Genomic DNA, 20,088 nt, shown 5'->3' on the forward strand with positions numbered 1-20,088 from the left:
ACATGGCTGACATTACTGCCAAGCTGGTGGCTGAACTGCGCGAGCGCACTGGCGCCGGCATGATGGACTGCAAGAAGGCGCTGGTCGCGACCGAGGGCAACATTGATGCCGCGGCCGAGAAGATGCGCATGGAAGGCATGGTCAAGGCCGACAAGAAGGCCAGCCGCGTCGCCGCCGAGGGCCGTATCGCGGTTGCCGTCGGCGCCGATGCCATCGCGCTGGTCGAGGTCAACTGCGAAACCGACTTCGTCGCCAAGGGCGAGGATTTCGTGGCGCTCGCCGATGCCGCCGCCGCGCTGGCGCTGGCGCAGCGTCCGGCCAGCGTCGAAGAGCTGGTGGCGCTGAAGAACGGCGCCGAAACCCTCGACGAGCAGCGCCGCACGCTGATCGCCAAGCTCGGCGAGAACCTGACCATCCGCCGTTTCGAGGTGGTGGCCAAGGCCGCCGGTCCGATCGTGCATTACCTGCACGGCAGCAAGATCGGCGTGGTGGTGGCGATGGCCGCCGGCGACGAGACCCTGGCGAAGGATCTGGCGCTGCATGCGGCGGCGATGGCGCCCAAGGTGCTGTCGGCCGCCGATGTTCCGGCCGAAGTCGTGGCCGCCGAGCGCAAGGTGATCGAGGCCCAGGTGGCGACCGAGCAGGCGGAGGCCAAGGCCGACGCCGAGGCTGCCGGCAAGACCTACAAGGAAAAGCCGGCCGAGATCGTTGCCAAGATGATCGACGGCAAGATCAACAAGTTCACCTCGGAAATCTCGCTGCTCGGCCAGCCGTTCGTGAAGAACGACGCCTACGGCGCCAAGGCGGATGAGCCGGTCGAAAAGACTCTCAAGGCCAAGGGTGCCGTGGTGGCCCGTTTCGTCCGCCTGGCGGTGGGCGAGGGCATCGAGAAGAAGGTCACCGACTACGCCGCCGAGGTTGCCGAGGCAGCCAAGGGTTAAGGTCGAAGCGGTACAATTGCTGCATCCTGCAAGGCCCCGGTAACGGGGCCTTGTTTTAACCGCCATTCGGACCCTCCCTCATGCCGTCTGACTCCGCTCCCGCCCCGGTATACCAACGCATCCTCCTCAAACTGTCCGGCGAGGCGCAGCCACGACACGGTGTTTCACTGCCTGGCGCCAGCCGGGCAGTGAATGGGTGCGGGAGTGGCTGCCGTAGCGTCTCGCGGGGAGGAGTCTGAGATGGAGAATACGGCCCCGGTCTACAGGCGCATCCTGCTCAAGCTGTCGGGCGAGGCGCTGATGGGTTCGCTGAACTTCGGGATCTCTCCCGACGTGATGAATTTCGTCGCCGGTGAGATCAAGACGGTGGTCGAGGCGGGTGTGCAGGTGGCGGTGGTGGTGGGCGGCGGCAACATTTTTCGCGGCGAAGGCCTGGCCCGCGGCGGCATGGACCGCGTAACCGGCGACCAGATGGGCATGCTGGCGACGGTCATCAACGCCCTGGCGATCCAGGATTCGGTCGAGCGCCTGGGCCTGGAAGTGCGGGTGCAGTCGGCGATCCGCATCAACGAGGTCTGCGAGGACTTCATCCGCCGCCGGGCAGTCAGCCATCTGGAAAACGGCCGGGTGGTGGTGTTCGCCGCCGGTACCGGCAATCCCTTCTTCACCACCGATTCCGCCGCCGCCCTGCGCGCGGTCGAGATCGGCGCCGACCTGATGCTGAAGGCGACCAAGGTGGATGGCGTTTACACCGCCGATCCGTTCAAGGACAAGACCGCCACCAAGTACGAGCATCTGAGCTATGACGAGGCGCTGCACAAGCGCCTGGGCGTCATGGACCAGACTGCCATGGTCATGTGCCGCGACCAGAAGATGAAACTGCGGGTTTACGATATGGATCGCCCGGGGGCGCTGATGCGCATCGTCAACGGCGAGCCGATCGGCACCCTGGTCACGGTCTAGCCCGCAGCAGACCCAAACCCATACTCCGCCGGCCCCAGGGCTGGCCGCTCCGAGGACTCCGCCATGATCGACCCCATCAAGAAAGACGCCACCCAGCGCATGCTCAAGTGCCTGGACGCGCTCAAGACCGCCTTCAGCAAACTGCGTACCGGCCGCGCCAACGCCGGCCTGCTCGACCATGTGCTGGTCGACTACTACGGCTCCGACGTGCCGCTCTCGCAGGTCGCCAGCGTGGTGGTGGAAGACGCCCGCACCATCGCCATCACTCCCTGGGAGAAGCAGATGACCGGGCCGATCGAGAAGGCGATCCTGAAGTCCGACCTGGGGCTGACGCCGAACACCGCCGGCCAGAGCATCCGCATCATCCTGCCGCCGCTCACCGAGGAGCGCCGCAAGGATCTGGTGAAAGTGGTGAAGAACGAGACCGAGGGCGCCCGCGTCGCCATCCGTGGCGCCCGTCGCGACGCCATGCAGGCGGTCAAGGATCTGCTCAAGAGCAAGCAGATCTCCGAGAACGACGAGAAGCGCGCCGAAGCCGACATCCAGAAGCTCACCGATCTGCACATCGCCAAGGCCGAAGAGCTGATGGCGGTCAAGGAAAAAGAACTGATGTCGATGTAAAAGCCGTAAGCCATGACCGCCGCCGTTCCCCAACTACCTGCCGACCGCGTCCCACGCCACGTTGCCATCATCATGGACGGCAACGGCCGCTGGGCGAAGCAACAGATGCGTCCGCGCGCCTTCGGCCATCACGCCGGCGTGCGCTCGGCGCGGCGGGTGGTGCGTGCTGCCTCCGCCGCCGGCGTCGAGGTGCTGACCATGTTCGCCTTCTCGCAGGAGAACTGGCACCGCCCGGAGGAGGAAGTCAGCCTGCTGATGCGGCTGTTCGTGCAGACGCTCAAGCGCGAGATCCGCTCGCTGATGAAGAATCAGGTGCGCTGGCGCTTCATCGGTGAACACAGCGCCTTCCCGCCCGAGTTGCAGCAATTGATGCGCGAGACCGAGGCGATGTCCAAGGACAACAAGGGCCTGACCCTGCTGATCGCGGTCGGCTACGGCGGCCAATGGGACATCGCCCAGGCTGCCGCCCGCGCCGCCGCCGAGGGTGTGGCGATCACGCCGGCGGCCATCGAGCAGCGGCTGGCCACCGCCGGCCTGCCGGCGGTGGATCTGATGATCCGCACCGGCGGCGAGATCCGCATCAGCAATTTCCTGCTCTGGCAGCTCTCCTACGCCGAGCTGTATTTCTGCGACACCCTGTGGCCGGATTTCGGCGCCGACGAGCTGCTCCAGTCCTTCAGCTGGTTCGCTGGCCGCCAGCGCCGCTTCGGCCGCGTGCCCGAGGCCGTCTGAGGAGCCTACCCATGCTGATCCAGCGTGTACTCACCGCCCTGGTGCTGCTGCCGCTGCTGCTGGCGGCGATCTTTCTGTTGCCCACGCCCAAGCTCTACGCGCTGTTCTGCCTGGTGGGCCTGGCCGCCGCCTGGGAATGGACCGCGCTGATGGGGCTGAACGCCCTGGGCCAGCGCCTGGCCTATCTGCTGGCCATCGCGCTGGCACTGGCCGCCGCCTGGCGGCTCAATGCCCTGAGCTGGGGCGTGCCGGCCTTGTGCGGCCTGGCCCTGGTCTGGTGGCTGTACGCCTTCCGGCTGGTGCGCGGCTTCCCGGCCAATTTTCCGGACGGCCCCTGGCCGCCGGCGCGGATGGCGCCGCTGGGCTTGCTGCTGATTCCCTCCACCCTGCTGGCTCTCTCCGCCCTGCATGCGCAGGACCAGGGCGCCTGGCGGCTGATGTTCATGCTGTTCATCGTCTTTGCCGCCGACATCGGCGCCTTTCTGGTTGGCCGCAACTACGGCAAGCGCAAGCTGGCGCCGGCGGTGTCGCCGGGCAAGAGCATCGAAGGCGCGGTGGGTGGTCTGGTGCTGGTCGCGCTCTGGGCCCTGGCCGCCGGCCCCTATGTGTTCCGCTTCGAGCAGCCGACCCAGCTGGGCCTGCTGGCGCTGATCGCGGTGCTGACCGCTGCGATCTCCATCGTTGGTGACCTGTTCGAGAGCCTGCTCAAGCGCCTGCGCGGGGTGAAGGACAGCGGCAAGCTGCTGCCCGGCCACGGTGGCGTGCTCGACCGCATCGACAGCATCCTCGCCGCCGCTCCGGTGTTCTATCTCGGCCTGCGCCTGTCCGGCCTATGAGTGGCCGCCAGCGTCTGGTGGTTCTGGGCGCCACCGGTTCGGTGGGACGCAGCACCCTGGATGTCGCCAGCCGGCATCCCGACAAGCTGCAAGTCTGGGCGCTGAGCGCCCACCGCGACGCCGAGGGCCTGCTGGCCCTGTGCCGGCAGTTCCGCCCGGCGCGGGCGGTGCTGGTGGATGCCGCCGCCGCCGCGCGGCTGAGCCAGGCGTTGCGCGCCGAAGGAATCCCTACCGAGGTGGAGGCCGGCAGCGCCGCGCTCGACGCCATCGCCTCCGCGCCGGAAGCCGACCAGGTGATGGCCGCCATCGCCGGCAGCCCTGGTCTCGCTTCCACCCTGGCGGCGCTCAAGGCCGGCAAGCGGGTGCTGATCGCCAACAAGGAGCCCTTGGTGATGGCCGGCGCGCTGATGATGCGCGCCGCTGCCGCCAGCGGCGCCACCGTGCTGCCGATCGACAGCGAGCACAACGCCATCTTCCAGTGCCTGCCGGCCAGCGCCCGCTGTGGCGAGACGGTTCCGCCGGGCATTCGTCGCATCCTGCTGACGGCCTCCGGAGGCCCGTTCCGGGAAACACCGCTGACGGAGCTGGCGGCGGTTACGCCCGAGCAGGCGGTGCGGCATCCCAACTGGAGCATGGGCCGGAAGATCTCGGTGGACTCCGCGACCATGATGAACAAGGGTCTGGAGCTGATCGAGGCGGCGGTGCTCTACGGCGTCGACGAGGCCCGGATCGAGGTGCTGATCCACCCCGAGAGCATCATCCACTCGATGGTCGAGTACGACGACGGTTCGACCCTGGCCCAGCTGGGACGGCCGGACATGCGTACCCCCATCGCCCACGCCCTGGCCTGGCCGGGCCGTTGGGAGTCCGGAGTGGAGGGCCTGGACTGGCGGCAGCTGGCGCAGCTGCGCTTCCAGACGGCTGATCTGGCGCGCTTCCCGGCGCTGCGTCTGGCGCGCGCGGCCTTGCGCGCCGCCGGCCCGGCCCCCAATGTGTTCAATGCCAGCAACGAGGTGGCGGTGGCGCGCTTCCTGGATGGCAAGCTGCGCTTCACCGCCATCGCCGAACTGGTCGAGCGGGTGCTGGAGGCCGCGCCGTCGGCCGGCCTGCCCGCCGGTGACGAACTTGAGGCCGTGCTTGCGGTCGATGCCTGGGCGCGCGGCGAAGCGGAACGCTTGCTAGCGCAGGACGCTTAAGAGGGATACCCGATGAACGATGTGCTGAGCAGTGCCCTGTGGTTCGTGGTCGCCATCGGCGTGCTCGTGGCCTTCCACGAGTTCGGCCATTTCTGGGTGGCGCGCCGCCTGGGCGTGAAGGTGCTGCGTTTCTCGATCGGCTTTGGCCGCCCGCTGTGGATGCGCCGCGGCGCCGACGGCTGCGAATACGTGCTGGCCGCCATTCCGCTCGGTGGCTACGTGAAGATGCTCGACGAGCGCGAAGGCGAGGTGGCGGCCGACGAGGCACCGCAGGCCTTCAATCGCCAGCCGCCCTGGAAGCGCTTCCTGATCGTCGCCGCCGGCCCGGTGGCCAATCTGCTGCTGGCGGTGGCCTTCTTCTGGCTGGTGCTGGTACTCGGCCAGCCGGGCCTGAAGCCGGTGCTGCAGACGCCGCCGTCCGCCTCGGTCGCCGCCCGCGCCGGGGTACAGGGCGGTGAAGTCATTTTGAGCGTCAATGGCGAGACGGTCGCCACCTGGACCCAGCTGCGCACCCTGCTGCTGGAGCAGGTGGTGGAGCGGCAGGCGCTGCGGCTGGAGTTGCAGCGTTCGGTCGACGCGCCGGAGCAGGTGCGCAGCCTCAGCCTGGGCCTCGAAGGCGTGCGCATCGACCCCGAACTGCTGTTCGACGATCTTGGCTTGGCGCCGTTCCAGCCGGTGGTGGAACCGGTGCTGTCGGCGGTGGAGTCGGGCGGAGCGGCGGAGCAGGCCGGCTTCAAGGCCGGGGATCGCCTGCTGAGCCACGACGGCGAGCCGATCAGCGACTGGCAGGCCTGGGCGACCTGGGTGCGGGCGCATCCCGGGCTGGTGACCGAGATCGTCTTCCAGCGCGGTGACCAGACCCTGAGCAAGGCGGTGCTGCTGGGCCAGGTGGAAGAAGGCGGCAAGCGCCTGGGCCGCTTCGGCGCGCGGATCAATATCGACAGTGCCCGCTGGGACGCGCTGCGTGCCGAGGACCGTCTGCCGCCGCTGGCGGCGATCCCGGCGGCCATCGACCAGACCTGGCGGATGTCGGTGCTGACCCTGAAGATGTTCGGCCGCATGTTCACCGGCGAAGTGTCGGTGAAGAATGTCAGCGGGCCCCTGCAGATCGCCGAGGCGGCGGGCTTCTCGGCCAGCATCGGCCCGGCGGCCTTCTTCGGCTTTCTGGCCCTGGTCAGCGTCAGTCTGGCGGTGCTCAACCTGCTGCCGGTGCCGGTGCTGGACGGCGGGCACCTGCTGTTCACCCTGATCGAGATGGTCCGTGGCGCGCCGCTGTCGGACCGCACCCAGCTGCTGGGCCAAAAGTTTGGTCTGACCTTCCTCGCGCTTTTGATGGGCCTTGCCTTCTATAATGACCTTTCACGCTTGATTGGCTGAACCCTTTCTCAAGCCAAGACTTCAGGGCCCACTTTGACCATCTCGCTCCGAAAGCGCGCGCTCGCCGCGTGCGCCTCACTGCTCTTCATCCCGGCCAGCTGGGCACTAGAACCATTCACGGTGCGCGAGATTCGCGCCGAGGGTCTGCAGCGTCTGGATGAGGGCACGATCCTCACCTACCTGCCGCTGACCACCGGCGACGAGATCAACGACATCACCTCGCGGCAGGCGATCCGGGCGCTGTACGCCTCCGGCCTGTTCCAGGACGTGCAGCTGCTGCGCGACGGCAATGCCTTGGTGATCCGGGTCGAGGAGCGGCCCCAGATCGTCAAGTTCGAGATCGAGGGCAACGAGAAGATCGGTGGCGACGAGCTGAAGAAATCGCTGGCCGACCTGGGCCTCGCCAATGGCGAAACCTACAAGCGCGCGCTGCTCGACCAGGTGGAGCAGGAGCTGCGTCGCCAGTACTACGCCAACGGCTATTACGACGTCGGCATCGACACCACGGTCACCGACCTCGCCAACAACCGCGTCGACATCAAGATCAAGGTCACCGAGGGCAAGGTCACCAAGATCAAGGACATCAACATCCTCGGCGCCACCGCCTTCCCGGTGCAGGAGCTCAAGGACCAGTTGCAGCTCAAGCCGACCAACTGGGTGCCGTTCCAGAAGTCCGACCGCTATTCCAAGCAATCACTGGGCGGCGATCTGGAAACCTTGCAGTCCTACTACCAGGACCGCGGTTACCTGAAGTTCAATGTCTCCTCCGTGCAGGTGGCGCTGTCGCCGGAGAAGAAGGACATCTTCATCACCGTCAACATCGAAGAGGGTGAGAAGTACTCGGTGAAGGACCGCCGCTTCAGCGGCGAGACCATCCTCAACGAAGAGTTCCTGTTCCGCCTGCTGTCGACCAAGCCGGGCGACACCTTCTCGCGCAAGGAGGCCACCGAGTCGGCCAACCGCATCGAGGCGGCGCTGTCCGACGTCGGCTACGCCTTCGCCAAGGTCACGCCGCTGCCGGAGGTGGACGAAGAGAAGAAGCAGGTCAGCCTCAATTACCTGATCGAGCCGGGCAAGCGCGCCTACGTACGCCGCATCAACTTCAGCGGTCACGGCGACACCAACGACGAGACCCTGCGCCGCGAAATGCGCCAGCTGGAAGCCTCGCCGTTCTCCAAGTCCTCGGTGGAACGCTCGCGTGTGCGCCTGACCCGTCTGCCGTTCATCGAGGAGGCCGAGGTCGATACCAAACCGGTGCCGGGCTCAGACGACCTGGTGGACGTCAATTTCAAGATCAAGGAGCGCGCGCCGGGTTCGGTGCAGTTCGGTGTCGGTTACTCCGGCGCCCAGGGCTTCCTGGTCAATGCCAGTCTCACCCACACCAACTTCCTGGGTACCGGCAACCGCGTCGAGGTGTCGATCGACAACTCGCAGTACTCGCGGCAGCTCAATTTCAGCTGGACCAACCCCTACTTCACCGAAGACGGCGTCAGCCAGACCATCTCCACCTACTACCGCAAGGCGGAGTCGGTGATCCGTTACAGCTCCGGCTTCAACTCCAACACCCTGGGCGCCGATCTCACCTATGGCATCCCGCTGTCGGAGTTCGTCGCCCTGCGCGTCGGCGGCGGCGTGGCGCAGACCGCCATCGAGACTTTCCCGGCCTATTCCGCCGACGAGGTGCTGCGCTTCGTGCGCGAGAACGGCTCGGACTTCACCGACTACTCCCTGCGTACCGGCATCACCCGCGACACCCGCAACCGCACCTTCTTCGCCAGTCGCGGTGCCCTCAACCGCTTCAACATCGACGTGACCGTGCCGGGCAGCGGGGTCGAGTTCTTCAACCTGTTCTACCAGCACCAGCAGTACATCCCGCTGTTCTACAAGTTCTTCGTCGAGTTCGACGGCACGGTCGGCTACGTCGATACCTATGGCGACAGCAGCACGGTGCCGCCGTACGAGAACTACTTCGCCGGCGGCCCGCGCACCGTGCGCGGTTACAAGGACGGCACCCTGGGGCCGCGCGACACGCCGTTCAACAACCCCTACGGTGGCAAGCTGCGCACCACCGCTCAGACCGAGCTGATCATCCCGACGCCGCTGGATTCCGACGGCAAGAGCAGCCGCGTGTCCTTGTTCTACGATGTCGGTAACATCTTCGCCGAGCCGGGTCAGTTCGAGATCAACGAACTGCGTCAGTCGGTGGGTCTGGCGGTGTCCTACTTCACGCCCTTTCTGGGCCTGTTGCAGCTGTCCTACTCGTTCCCGCTCAACGCCAAACCGCAGGACGAAGTGGATCGCTTCCAGATCACCTTCGGCTCCGGCTTCTAAGGCTCAGTTCACGGCCGGCCCCTGTCGTCTCAACCACCGCAATCGATCACAGAGAATCTCTTATGCGTACCCGTACCGCCCTCGTTGCCCTCGCCCTGTTTGCCGCCGCCACCGCCGCCCAGGCGGAAACCAAGATCCTGGTCGTGCGTTCCGCCGACGTGGTGCGCGACTCCGTGCAGTTCAAGGCCGCCGAATCGAAGATGAAGGCGGAGTTCGAGAAGCGCCGCGCCGACATCGAATCCCAGGGCAAGGCCTTTGGCGAGGACGTCAAGAACTATCAGCGCGATGCCGACACCATGTCGGCCGACCAGCGCGCCAAGAAGGAGAAAGACCTCAATGCCCGCCAGGTCGACCTTAACTTCGCCCAGCGCAAGTTCCAGGAAGACCTGCAGAACCGCGATCGCGAACTGACCCAGGACATGATGGCCAAGATCAAGGACGTGATCGCCCAGGTCGCCAAGGAAAAGGGCGCCGATCTGATCATCCAGGACCCGGTGTTCGCCAGCCCGGCGGTTGATGTCACCGCCGACGTGCTGAAGCGCCTGAACGCCAGCGCCGGCAAGTAAGCCAGGCCTGCAGAAAAAGCCCGGCGCGCAGGCGGCCGGGCTTTTTTATGGCCGCAAGGCCGTGCGTCTGGGGCTAGCTCAGCGCGCGCCTGCTGGTCCGCTGCGGCAGCAGCAGCCAGCGCGCCAGCGCCGCCAGCAGCCAGGCCAGTAGCAGACCGATACCGCCCCAGACCAGACCCTCGGTGTTCAAGGGCAGGCCGGGCTGGAACTGCACCGCCTGGTGTATGCGGTGGTCGTAGTGGCGCCAGAGGCGCTCGGGTTTCTGCGCAGGGCTGGCGGAACTCAGATCCCGCCAGGCGGTATCGAACTGGCGGTAGCGGTTCAGGGTGTTGCGATGGATGCGGCCCGAGGCCTGGAAGGCCGGATCGCGGCTCGCCTCGTGGCGGGTGACGAAGGCCTCGACGCTCATGTGCAGCTGCTGCGCTTCCTTTTGCAGCTCCAGATAGCGCGCCTCGGCTTCCAGCCGCACGCCGGCCAGCACCTGGGTGTACTGGGCGTAGTAGAGCGGCGCCTGCGCGACGGTGATGGCCAGTACCACCGCGAGCATGCGATCCAACAGTCCGGCAATCAGCTGGGTGAGGCCGTGCATGGAGTCTTCCTGGTCTGGACGCTGGCCAGTGTAGCCGGCGGGGCGGCGGCGGAAAGATCGATCCCCACTTCCTTGTCGGGCGCGGATGTGGTTTTCTGCGCACCCCCTTGCCTCCGACCACCCCCATGCTCTACGCCCTCGACGACCACCGCCCGCAGCTCCTGGGCGAGGGCCATTACATCGCCGACAACGCCGCCGTGATCGGGCGGGTGGTGCTGCACGCCGGCAGCAGCGTTTGGTTTGGTGCCACCCTGCGTGGCGACTCCGAGCCGATCACCATCGGCGAAAACAGCAATGTTCAGGATGGCTCGGTGCTGCATACCGACCTCGGCGTGCCGCTGAGCATCGGCCGCGACTGCACCATCGGCCATCAGGTGATGCTGCATGGCTGCAGCATCGGCGATAACTGCGTGATCGGCATCCAGAGTGTGGTGCTCAACCGCGCGGTGATCGGCCGCAACAGCATAGTCGGCGCCGGCACGGTCATCACCGAGGGCAAGCGCTTTCCCGACGGCGTGCTGATACTCGGTAGCCCTGGCAAGGTGGTACGCGAGCTTCAGCCTCAGGAGATTGCCTACATCACCCTCTCCGCCCAGCACTATGTGCAGAACGGACGACGTTTCGCGCGGGGTTTGCGGGCGCTGCCGGCGGGTTGAGGTTCCAGCGTGCGCGCTGCTGCTAGTCCATCCCGTCTTTCGGGAACCAGTAGTGCAGGAGTTTGCCGCTGCCCGGGCCGACCTTGGCCCAGTGGCTGATGTCGAGCTGCAACTGCACCACTCCGCAGGTCGGCATATCGTCAAACGGACAATCGGCCAGGGTGTGCGCCAGCTCGCTCAGACCGGGGTTGTGCCCGAACAGCAGCACCTGGTGGTGGCGGTCGGGCAGGTCGGCGATCACTTCCAGCAAGGCCTTGCGGCTGGCTTCGTAGATGCGCGGCTCGATCTGCAGTGAGGCAAAGTCCACCGCCAGGGTCTCGGCGAACAGGCGCGCGGTGGTCACCGCCCGGGTGGCGGGGCTGCTCAGCAGCAACAACGGCGGCTTGCAGCTGCGCCCCAGCCGTTGGGCCATGCGCGGCGCGTCGCGGCGTCCGCGGTCGTTGAGCGGGCGCTCGAAGTCGGTCAGGCCGGGGTAGTCCCAGGACGATTTGGCGTGGCGGATCAGGGTCAACAGTCGCATGGCTTCAACGCTAGGCGAGTTATGTAACGATTTGATGGCGAATATGGCATCTTGCCGCGAGGCCAGCGACTCTGGTGCTGGCAGTGAATGACGTGGCGAAGACCGCCCGGGACATGCGACTCAACCTACACCAGAAAATCGTCCTTGGTGCCATCCTGCCCACCGCGCTGGTATTGGGGCTGCTGGGCCTGGTGACCCTGCTCAACCTGCTCGAGAGCGAGCGCCGGGTCGAGCGTGGCGAGGTGCGTCTGGAAGCCGGGCGCCGGGCCGGCGAACTGTCACTGGCGCTGCGCCTGGCGGCGGCCGATGCCGAGCACAGCGCGCAACTCGCCGGCCTGGGCCATGCCTTGCCCGAGGCGGAGTTGGCGCACTGGCTTGATGGCCTGCTGACGCCCGCCAGTGCCTTGCAGGGGCTAGGGTTGCGTTACGCCGATGGTCACGGTCTGTATCGCCGACGCCAGGGCAAGGCCACGGCCGGGGCGCCGGAGCCCGCCAGTGCGGAATGGTTCGAGCTGGTCGCCGCCGCCGGCAAGCCGCTGTGGACGCCACCCTACCTGGCTGCCCCGCTGGGGACTCCGGTCTGGATGCTGGCCTACGCGGTGCCGTTCTATCAGGACGGCAGGTTTGCCGGTGCGGTGCGCGCCGAGTTGCGGCTGGATGATTTGCCGCAGCTGCTGAGCGACCCGGAGTCGGCCCTCGGTGGCGACTGGCTGCTGCTGGATGCCGCCGGACGCATCCTGTATGCCCGCCAGCCAAGCCGGCTGGGGCGCCCTTACACCGATTTCGCGCCGGCCGGCAGCGCTGGCGCCAGACTGATCGCCGAGCAGCTGCGCCTGGGCAGCGCCGCGGAAGCCGACGCCGACTGGCCCGGACTGGGCGCCGCTTTCGTCGGCGCGGCCTCGGTAGCGCCCACCGGCTGGTACTTGTTTCATGCCCGCAGCCAGCGCGAGGTCGCCAACCGTACCCGCGCGCGCCAGGCCCTGCTGGCTGGCCTGGTACTGCTCGCGGTGCTGGCCGCCAGCGCCGCGCTCTACCGCATTGCCCGCCGCTACACGCGACCCTTGCAGGAGCTCTCGCTGGCGGTGCACAGGGTCGGGCAGGGCGGGGCGCCGCCGGCGGTGAACTACCGGGGTGACGACGAACTGGGCAGCCTGGTGCTCAGCATCGGTCGCCTGATCGAAGACCTGCGTGCCCGCGACAGCAGCGTCGCCGCCCGCCAGCGCGACCTTGCCGACCGCATACGCGAACAGCACGTGCTGTACCGGGTCGCCGACCTCCTGGGCTGGGTCGATGTCGACTTCGCCGAGATGCTGCGGCGGGTGACCTTGCTGCTGCCGGAAGCCTGGGCACAGGTGGAGCAGGTTTGCGCGCGGGTCGACCTCGACAACCACCGCTGTGTTTCCGAGCCGTTCCGCGAAACCGAGCGCGGGCTGTTCGCGCCGATTCATTCCGACGGCGTCACTGTCGGCGGCGTCTGGATGTTCGCGCTCGACGCCGAGGCGCCGCTGGAAGCCAGTCACCAGCAATTGCTGGAGGGTGTGGCGCAGCAGCTGGGCCTGGCTTTCCGCCGCGAGCGTGCGCAAAGCCAGCTGGAGACGCTCAACCACCAGCTGGAGCAGCGGGTGGAGGCGCGCACCGAGGCGCTGCGCCAGGCCGAGCGCCTGCTGCGCGACATCACCAATTCCATGCCCGGCGCGGTCTACCAGATCTTCCGACCGCAGCGGAAGCCGATGTCGCTGCGCTTCGTCAGCGCCGGTGTCGAGAAAGTGTTCGGGGTGCCGCGCGAGCAGGCGCTGGCCAATTTCGAGACCGTGCTGGACCGCGTCTACCCCGAGGACTATTCGGCGCTGATGGCCTCGATCAGCGACGCCGTGCTCAACGGTACCGAGCACACCCATGTGTTCCGGGTCGGCTTTGGCGATCAACTGCGTTGGCTGCGCTCCTCCGCCAACATTTTTCAGGAGGAGGGCGGTGCGCTGCTCAATGGCTACTGGATCGATGTCACCGACCAGAAGCAGCTGGAACTGGCGCTGGAGCAGGCGCGCCGCGAGGCCGACGCCGCCAACGAGGCCAAGAGCCGCTTCCTGGCCAACATGAGTCACGAGATCCGCACCCCGATGAACGCCATCATCGGCCTCACCCATCTCGCTCACGGCCAGACCGCCGAGCCCCGGGTGCGCGAGCAACTGAGCAAGGTGGAAGACGCCGCCCAGAGCCTGCTTGGTCTGCTCAACGACATTCTCGACTTCTCCAAGATCGAGGCCGGGAGGATGAGCCTGGAGCACATCCCCTTCGACCTCTGGAACGTGCTGGAGAGGGTCGAGGGCCTGATGGCCGAGCGAGCCTCCAGCAAGGGCCTGCGCCTGACCATGGAGCGACCGGCCGATCTGCCGCGCGATCTGGTCGGCGATCCCCTGCGTCTGGGCCAGGTGCTGCTCAACCTGATCAGCAATGCCATCAAGTTCACCGAGACCGGCGAGGTGCGGATCGTGGTGGAACTGCTGAGCCAGGACGCCGGCGGTGTCCGCCTGAGCTTCGCGGTGCACGACACCGGCATCGGCATCCAGCCGGCGCAGATGGCGCGCTTGTTCAAGGCCTTCACTCAGGCGGATAGCTCGACCACCCGCCGTTTTGGTGGCACCGGGCTGGGGCTGACCATCAGCAAGGAGCTGGTCAACCTGATGGGCGGCGAACTCGGGGCCGAGAGCGTGCCGGGCAAGGGCAGCTGCTTCTCCTTTGCCCTGCAGTTGCAGCGCGCCGACCCGGACTGGCGCAGCCCGCCGCAGGAGCCGGTGGACAGCAAGACCGCCCTGAAGGGCGCGCGGCTGCTGGTGGTGGACGACAACGTCATCAATCTCGAAGTGGCCAGCGAGATGCTGCGCCAGGCGGGAGCGCTGGTGGGCACCGCCGGCAACGGCCGCGAGGCGCTGGCGCAACTGGCGCTGGGGCAGTTCGACGCGGTGCTGATGGATTTGCAGATGCCGGTGATGGACGGCTACACCGCTACCCGGCGCATCCGCGAGCAGCCGCAGTTCCACGATCTGCCGGTGCTGGCGATGACCGCCAACGCCATGAGCGGCGACCGCGAGAGCTGCCTGGCGGCGGGCATGAACGATCACATTCCCAAGCCCATCGATCCCGAGGTGCTGCTGCGCACCGTCGCGCGCTGGCTGCGGGTGAAGCGTGCTTAGCCGAGCGTCCCGCCTTCAGGGTTTGGGGGCTGGCGGCAGGTAGATGTCGAAGCGCGCCTGGGTGCCCTTCAATTCCAGGCTGGGCTTGCGGCCGGCGAGCCAGGGCGCCTTGGCCGGGCGCTTGATCACCACCCGCTGACGGGCGCAGGCGAGGGCGAGATCGAGCAGGCTGTCGGCGTCGGCGTCGCCGCCGGTGAGGTCGCGCAGTACCTGCATCTCCTTCGAGGGCAGCGCGCTCTTGCCGTCTTCCGGATACATCGGGTCCAGATACACCACATCCCAGGCCACGCCCTCGTGGGCGGAGCTGGCGAGCAGTGCGTGGGTGCTGGCCTCGATCACGGTGATCCGGTCGGCGGCAGCGCGCAGCGCCTCGTCGGCCAGGGCGCGCGTCTGCGCATCGCGCAGTAGGCGCACCAGCGCGTGGCTGCGCTCGACCAGGGTCACGGTCGCGCCCAGCGCGGCCAACGTATAGCCGTCGCGGCCCAGGCCGGCGGTGCCGTCGAGTACATGCGGATTGGGGTGCTTGTGCAGGCCCACGGCCTTTGCCAGCAGCTGCTTCTTGCCGCCCTTGATACGACGGCGGACATCCTCGCTGCCCCAGTCAGCGCTGATTGCCCCGTAGCCGGCCAGATGCGGTGCCCGCAAGCACAGGCGTCCGTCGATGTCCCTAAGCTCAAACAAAAAGCCCCGAACTTTGAAGTTCAGGGCTTTCGCTTCCGCCACCGCAGTGGCGGCAGGATCAACCGAGCTTGGCGGGGTCAAAGAACGAACCCAGGCGCTGGGCCAGCATCAGGTCGCCGTCGATCTGCAGCTTGCCGGTCATGAACGCGGTCATGCCGTTGAGCTCGCCCTTCATCAGCGCGACCAGATCGTCGTCTTCCATCGTGATGCCGAGGTCGGCGTTTGCAGCGGTGCCTTCGGAGGCGGTGCAGGCGCCGCCGGCGATGGTCACGTACATCGGCTTGGAGATGTTGAACTGGATGATGCAATCCTGGCCGTCGCCAGTGAAGGCAGCAGGCATTTTGTTGATGAGTTCGACGGCGGCGGACATTGTGTCTCTCCAGAAAGGATGGTTTGGAGCGGGGATGGTAAGTCGCTGTGACAACGGGTGGCAACCATTCGGCGGATGAATAGTTGAGTGCCGGAAATGGCTCTTACTGCTGCGCCTGCGCGCCGGCGCCGCCATCTGTATTTGTTGCACTTCGTAGTATCGCGAGCAGTTCCGCAGCCCGCGTTGGTGCCAGCAGCACGACATTGGCGCTGCTGCGATAAACACGGCCGGAACGTTTCAATTCCGCGATCTCGGCGGCATCCACGTCCGCTTGCAGCAGCCGGTAGTCCTGACCCTGCCGCCACTGCCGCTCCAGGCGGCGGAAGGCGCGGAAGGCCTCACCCTTGGGCCGTGCCGCGGCCTCGTCGAGCTGCTTGAAACCGGGCCAGGCTTCGCTCATGGCGTGGCGAAGGTTTCGCGATGCAAGCCACTGGCATCGGCGCGCAGCCACTCCATGCGCTCCGGTCGCCAGTCGGCGAGCACGATGCGCTCGCAGTGCCGATCCTCGATCTGGTAGTGGTGATCGGCAGGGCGGTGGGTGTGGCCGTGGATCAAGCGCGGTACGCGGTGCTGGATGAAGGCCTCGCGGATCGCGGTCTCATTGACGTCCATGATCGCCTCCGGCTTGCGCTGCTTGTGGCTGTCGTCACGCAGGCCGCCGGCGATGCGCTGGCGCCGGGACAGCGGCAGCCGGTTGTATAGCCATTGCGCCATGGGGTTGCGCGAGAAGCGCCGCCAGCGCTGATAGGCGGCATCGTCGGTGCAGAACAGATCGCCATGCGCCAACAGGCAGGGTTGGCCAGCAATCTCGAACACCGCCAGATCGGGCAGCAGGCGCAGTCCGGTGGCACGCGCGAACGCCGGGCCGACGATGAAGTCGCGGTTGCCGTGCTGGAAGTAAACCTCGACGCCCGAGTCGACCAGACGCCGGAGTGCGGCAATGTCCTCGGCATGCTCGACCAGACCGGCGTCATCGCCGACCCAGACCTCGAACAGGTCGCCGAGGATGAACACCCGCTGGGCGCTACGCGCCGGGCCCTCGCAAAAGTGGCGGAACGCGGCGCTGAGTGGCTCCTGCGTACCGCCGCCGTTGCGCGGCGGCAGGTGCAGGTCGGCCAGCAGCAGATCAGTCGACAACGCTGGCTTTTTCAATGGTGACGGTGGTGGTCGGCACGTCCTGACCGAACGGCGGCGTGCGGCCGGTGGGGATGTTGGCGATCTTGTCGACCACGTCCATGCCATTCACCACCTTGCCGAACACTGCGTAGCCCCATTCGCCACGGGCGCCGGCATTCAGGAAGTCGTTGTCGCCGTGGTTGATGAAGAACTGCGCGCTGGCCGAGTGCGGCGCGCTGGTGCGCGCCATGGCGATGGTGCCACGCAGGTTGGAGAGGCCGTTCTTGGACTCGTTGGCGATCGACTCGCGGGTGTCCTTCTCGGCGAAGTTGGGGCCGGTGTAGCCGCCGCCCTGGATCATGAAGCCCTTGATGACGCGGTGGAACACGGTGCCGTCGTAGTGGCCGGCCTTCACGTAGGCGACGAAGTTGGCGACGGTCTTCGGGGCCTTTTCGGCGTTCAGTTCGAGGGTGATGTCGCCCTGGCTGGTCTTGAGCAGAACGGTGGTGGGCTTGGCTTCAGCAGTGGCGGTCATGGACAGTCCGAGCAGGGTGGAAAGCAGCAATGTCTTGAGGCGCATGGCGATCTCGACGGTGGGGACAACGTTGCAAGGTGCGGAATTCTAGCGGCAAGGCATCTAGGCGGCGTCGGACAGGCGCTGTTGCTCGCCACGGACTGCCGTCAGGGCCGCTTCCACCACTTCCCAGCCGGCGCCAGCGCGGTGGCCGCGCTCCGACAACACCCGGCGGAAGGCGCGACCACCCGGCTGGCCGCGGTACAGGCCCAGCACATGGCGGGTGATGGCAGCCAGCGGCGTGCCCTGTTCGGTGCGTTCGCGCTCGATGTAGGGCTGCAGGCGCCGCAGCGCTTGCTCGCGGCTGTCTACCGGTGCCGGGCTGCCGAATAGCGTCGGGTCCACCGCCGCCAGCATCCAGGGGTTCTCGTAGGGCTCGCGGCCCAGCATCACGCCATCCAGTTGCGTGAGCTGCTGCTGGCAGTCGTCTAGCGTCTTCAGGCCGCCATTGATGACGATGCGTAGCTGCGGAAATTCCTGCTTGAGCCGGTGCACGTGCTCGTAGGTGAGCGGCGGAATCTCGCGGTTCTCCTTCGGCGACAAGCCCTTCAGCCAGGCCTTGCGGGCGTGGACGATGAAGGTCTCGCAGCCGGCGGCGGCGACCGTGCTCACGAAGTGACGCAGAAAGGGGTAGTCCTCGCAGTCGTCGACGCCGATCCGGTGCTTGACCGTCACCGGCAGGCGCGTTGCGCGGCGCATGGCGGCGACTGCCGCGGCGACGGTATCCGGCTCCTTCATCAGGCAGGCGCCGAAGCGGCCCTCCTGCACCCGGTCGGAGGGGCAGCCGCAGTTGAGGTTGATCTCGTCATAGCCCCATTGCTCGCCCAGTGTCGCGCAGCGGGCGAGGGCATCGGCCTCGCTGCCGCCCAGTTGCAGGGCCAGCGGATGCTCACTGGCTTCGTAGCGCAGGTGGCGGGCGACATCGCCGTAGAGCAGCGCGCCGGTGGTGACCATTTCGGTGTAGAGCCGCGCATGGCGGCTCAGGCCGCGCCAGAAATAGCGGCAATGGCGGTCGCTCCAGTCCATCAGCGGGGCGGTGCAGAACAAGTGTGGCGACGAACTCATGCGGCATTTTCGCATGGTCGATCCTGGCTCCGGGCCTGCCGCTGCCCTGAGGTGGGCATCTGCAGCGGGCGGGCCGGCGTAAGCTGAGGCCGTTTTCCTGCCTGGCGAGACTGCAACGATGAAACGAGCTTTTGTCCTGGTCGGATTGTGCTTGCTGGCCGGCGTGGCGCAGGCGGTATCGCAGACCTACAGCATCGATCCCAGCCACACCTATCCCAGTTTCGAGACCTCGCACATGGACATCTCGGTCTGGCGTGGAAAGTTCAACCACAGCCAGGGGCGCATCGAGCTGGATCGCGAACGCCAGGAGGGCTCGGTGGACGTAAGGATCGACGCCAGCAGCATCGACTTCGGCCACGAGAAGATGAATGAGGTGGCGCGCGGCGAGCACTACTTCCAGGCCGAGCGCTTTCCGGAGATTCGCTACCGCGGTCCTCTGCGCTTTGAAGGCGGTCAGCCGGTGGCGGTGGACGGCGAGCTGCAGCTGCTGGGGGTCACCCGCCCGGTCCAGCTCCGCATCCAGCGTTTCCGCTGCCTGATCCACCCGCTGCTCAGGCGCGAGGTCTGCGGCGCCGACGCCACCGCGGAGTTTGATCGCCGGGATTTCGGCATGGACTACGCCGCACAGTACGGCAGCACCCAGGTGCGGTTGGCGATTCAGGTCGAAGCGGTGCTCGACCTCAAGCCGGGGCCACGCTGACCGGGGAGCGAGGGCAGCGCGGCAGACAAAAAAACCGCCGCTGAATCAGCGGCGGTTGTTGCGGCGTCCGAGGCGACGAGCCTGTGGTGGCGCAGATGGCGCCTAAAGGCTTCAGCGGTCGCGGAAGTGCGTCTCGACCTTCTCGTGCAGACCCTTCACATCGACGATCACCGTCGCGGTGGGGCGGGCCAGCAGGCGCGGAATGCCGATCGGTTCGCCGGTCTTCTCGCAGTAGCCGTATTCCTTCTCCTTGATGCGGCGCAGGGCGTCATCGACCTTGCGCAGCAGCATGGATTCGCGCTCGCGCAGACGCAGGTCGAGCCAGTGCTCTTCCTCGGCGGTGGCGCGGTCGGCGGGATCGGCGAAGACTTCACGTTCGTGGAGACGCTCCTTGGCGTCTACTTCACGGCGAAGCACCTCTTCTTTCATTTGAATCAGACGCTGGCGGAAGAATTCCAGCTGGGCGTCGTTCATGTACTCAGAGTCCGGCATATCCCGGACCTGCTGCTCCGTCAACACTGCGCCTCTCGGAAGTTGAACCGGTTTGGGTTTGGGTTTCGCGCTCGGCGCAATGATGACGGACTTTGGTGGCGTCAGGCTACGTCCAGCTTTTTTTTTTCCTCTTCTTCTTTCTTGTCGCTGGCCGGCGGCGGCAGCGGAGCGGCGGCAACCACCGGAGCGGCCTTCGGCGCGGCTGGCTTCTTGGCCGGAGCCTTCTTCACCACCGGCGCTTTCTTGGCGACCGGCTTGGCCGGTGCCGCCTTCTTGGCGACGGGCTTCTTAACCGGAGCCGCTTTCTTGGCAGGCGCCTTCTTCATCGGCGCTTTCTTGGCCACCGCCTTCTTGGCGACAGGCTTCTTTGCGGCCGGCTTCTTGGCAACGGGCTTCTTAGCCGCGGCCTTCTTCACGGGAGCTTTCTTGGCGACCGGCTTCTTAGCGGCAACTTTCTTTGCTGGCGCCTTCTTCGCTACGGGCTTCTTGGCAGCGACTTTCTTCGCCGGAGCTTTTTTCGCGGCGGGTTTGGCTTTCTTCTTTGTCACCAGGGTCTCCCTCGTAAGTCAAA

The 20,088-nt window shown here is 66.7% G+C and carries 22 protein-coding genes; 12 read left to right on the forward strand and 10 right to left on the reverse strand.

Translation table 11 applies throughout. The annotated features are described in order from the left end of the window. The first annotated feature begins 2 nt into the window (after positions 1–2). The 9 genes from tsf to AC3WT6_RS13680 all read left to right on the forward strand — a co-directional run bounded on the left by tsf (position 3) and on the right by AC3WT6_RS13680 (position 9,563). The gene (gene tsf, locus AC3WT6_RS13640) at positions 3–941 is read left to right on the forward strand and encodes a translation elongation factor Ts (RefSeq protein ID WP_492654150.1); all 939 of its coding nucleotides are present in this window, start codon (positions 3–5) and stop codon (positions 939–941) included. Between the two features lie 240 nt (positions 942–1,181). Further along, positions 1,182–1,904, forward strand: coding sequence for a UMP kinase (gene pyrH, locus AC3WT6_RS13645; protein WP_492654151.1), 723 nt, complete (start codon positions 1,182–1,184; stop codon positions 1,902–1,904). A gap of 63 nt (positions 1,905–1,967) precedes the next feature. Next, on the forward strand, positions 1,968–2,525 hold the full coding sequence (frr, locus tag AC3WT6_RS13650; RefSeq protein ID WP_492654152.1) for a ribosome recycling factor: 558 nt from the start codon (positions 1,968–1,970) through the stop codon (positions 2,523–2,525). Between the two features lie 12 nt (positions 2,526–2,537). Then, complete coding sequence (uppS, locus tag AC3WT6_RS13655; protein WP_492654153.1) at positions 2,538–3,257, forward strand: polyprenyl diphosphate synthase; 720 nt, start codon at positions 2,538–2,540, stop codon at positions 3,255–3,257. An 11-nt stretch (positions 3,258–3,268) separates the two neighbouring features. Further along, the gene (locus AC3WT6_RS13660) at positions 3,269–4,093 is read left to right on the forward strand and encodes a phosphatidate cytidylyltransferase (RefSeq protein ID WP_492654154.1); all 825 of its coding nucleotides are present in this window, start codon (positions 3,269–3,271) and stop codon (positions 4,091–4,093) included. Further along, positions 4,090–5,289: a 1-deoxy-D-xylulose-5-phosphate reductoisomerase gene (gene dxr, locus AC3WT6_RS13665; RefSeq protein ID WP_492654155.1), complete on the forward strand. Its 1,200-nt coding sequence runs from the start codon at positions 4,090–4,092 to the stop codon at positions 5,287–5,289. The genes AC3WT6_RS13660 and dxr overlap by 4 nt, the downstream gene beginning before the upstream one ends. A 12-nt stretch (positions 5,290–5,301) precedes the next feature. Beyond that, positions 5,302–6,666, forward strand: a complete 1,365-nt coding sequence (gene rseP, locus AC3WT6_RS13670) for an RIP metalloprotease RseP (RefSeq protein WP_492654156.1) — start codon at positions 5,302–5,304, stop codon at positions 6,664–6,666. Between the two features lie 120 nt (positions 6,667–6,786). After that, complete coding sequence (bamA, locus tag AC3WT6_RS13675; RefSeq protein WP_492654157.1) at positions 6,787–8,997, forward strand: outer membrane protein assembly factor BamA; 2,211 nt, start codon at positions 6,787–6,789, stop codon at positions 8,995–8,997. Between the two features lie 62 nt (positions 8,998–9,059). Continuing rightward, positions 9,060–9,563, forward strand: coding sequence for an OmpH/Skp family outer membrane protein (locus tag AC3WT6_RS13680; RefSeq protein ID WP_492654158.1), 504 nt, complete (start codon positions 9,060–9,062; stop codon positions 9,561–9,563). Between the two features lie 73 nt (positions 9,564–9,636). On the opposite strand, the gene AC3WT6_RS13685 is transcribed toward AC3WT6_RS13680, so the two are convergent. Further along, complete coding sequence (locus AC3WT6_RS13685) at positions 9,637–10,152, reverse strand: DUF2937 family protein (protein ID WP_492654159.1); 516 nt, start codon at positions 10,150–10,152, stop codon at positions 9,637–9,639. Between the two features lie 107 nt (positions 10,153–10,259). Between AC3WT6_RS13685 and AC3WT6_RS13690 the strand changes: the two genes are divergently transcribed. Next, a complete protein-coding gene (locus AC3WT6_RS13690; protein ID WP_492654160.1) occupies positions 10,260–10,808 on the forward strand; it encodes a gamma carbonic anhydrase family protein in 549 nt (182 codons plus the stop codon). 22 nt (positions 10,809–10,830) lie between these two features. Here the strand turns inward: AC3WT6_RS13690 and AC3WT6_RS13695 are convergent, their stop codons facing one another. Beyond that, positions 10,831–11,328, reverse strand: a complete 498-nt coding sequence (locus AC3WT6_RS13695; protein ID WP_492654161.1) for a SixA phosphatase family protein — start codon at positions 11,326–11,328, stop codon at positions 10,831–10,833. Positions 11,329–11,441: 113 nt separating this feature from the next. Here AC3WT6_RS13695 and AC3WT6_RS13700 point away from each other — a divergent pair, with 113 nt between their 5' ends. Then, a complete protein-coding gene (locus tag AC3WT6_RS13700) occupies positions 11,442–14,519 on the forward strand; it encodes an ATP-binding protein (protein ID WP_492654162.1) in 3,078 nt (1,025 codons plus the stop codon). 15 nt (positions 14,520–14,534) lie between these two features. Here the strand turns inward: AC3WT6_RS13700 and AC3WT6_RS13705 are convergent, their stop codons facing one another. From AC3WT6_RS13705 to dusA, 6 genes are all read right to left on the reverse strand, one after another. Then, positions 14,535–15,164 carry a class I SAM-dependent methyltransferase gene (locus tag AC3WT6_RS13705; protein ID WP_492654163.1) on the reverse strand — a complete coding sequence of 210 codons (630 nt, stop codon included), beginning with the start codon at positions 15,162–15,164 and terminating at the stop codon, positions 14,535–14,537. 94 nt (positions 15,165–15,258) lie between these two features. After that, positions 15,259–15,570 carry an SCP2 sterol-binding domain-containing protein gene (locus AC3WT6_RS13710; protein ID WP_492654164.1) on the reverse strand — a complete coding sequence of 104 codons (312 nt, stop codon included), beginning with the start codon at positions 15,568–15,570 and terminating at the stop codon, positions 15,259–15,261. Positions 15,571–15,673: 103 nt separating this feature from the next. Further along, positions 15,674–15,970: a hypothetical protein gene (locus AC3WT6_RS13715; protein WP_492654165.1), complete on the reverse strand. Its 297-nt coding sequence runs from the start codon at positions 15,968–15,970 to the stop codon at positions 15,674–15,676. Continuing rightward, a complete protein-coding gene (locus AC3WT6_RS13720) occupies positions 15,967–16,707 on the reverse strand; it encodes a UDP-2,3-diacylglucosamine diphosphatase (protein ID WP_492654166.1) in 741 nt (246 codons plus the stop codon). The genes AC3WT6_RS13715 and AC3WT6_RS13720 overlap by 4 nt, the downstream gene beginning before the upstream one ends. Then, complete coding sequence (locus tag AC3WT6_RS13725; RefSeq protein WP_492654167.1) at positions 16,697–17,266, reverse strand: peptidylprolyl isomerase; 570 nt, start codon at positions 17,264–17,266, stop codon at positions 16,697–16,699. The genes AC3WT6_RS13720 and AC3WT6_RS13725 overlap by 11 nt, the downstream gene beginning before the upstream one ends. Before the next feature lie 57 nt (positions 17,267–17,323). Next, on the reverse strand, positions 17,324–18,325 hold the full coding sequence (gene dusA, locus AC3WT6_RS13730; protein ID WP_492654168.1) for a tRNA dihydrouridine(20/20a) synthase DusA: 1,002 nt from the start codon (positions 18,323–18,325) through the stop codon (positions 17,324–17,326). Between the two features lie 118 nt (positions 18,326–18,443). On the opposite strand from dusA, the gene AC3WT6_RS13735 reads away from it, so the two are divergent. Further along, the gene (locus tag AC3WT6_RS13735; RefSeq protein ID WP_492654169.1) at positions 18,444–19,025 is read left to right on the forward strand and encodes a YceI family protein; all 582 of its coding nucleotides are present in this window, start codon (positions 18,444–18,446) and stop codon (positions 19,023–19,025) included. 111 nt (positions 19,026–19,136) lie between these two features. Here AC3WT6_RS13735 and dksA read toward each other — a convergent pair whose 3' ends face one another. Continuing rightward, positions 19,137–19,499, reverse strand: coding sequence for an RNA polymerase-binding protein DksA (gene dksA / locus AC3WT6_RS13740; protein ID WP_233574949.1), 363 nt, complete (start codon positions 19,497–19,499; stop codon positions 19,137–19,139). Positions 19,500–19,618: 119 nt separating this feature from the next. Further along, positions 19,619–20,065, reverse strand: a complete 447-nt coding sequence (locus AC3WT6_RS13745) for a histone H1-like repetitive region-containing protein (protein WP_492654170.1) — start codon at positions 20,063–20,065, stop codon at positions 19,619–19,621. Positions 20,066–20,088 lie beyond the last annotated feature (23 nt).

This window comes from Stagnimonas sp. FW305-C-60 (assembly GCF_058782965.1).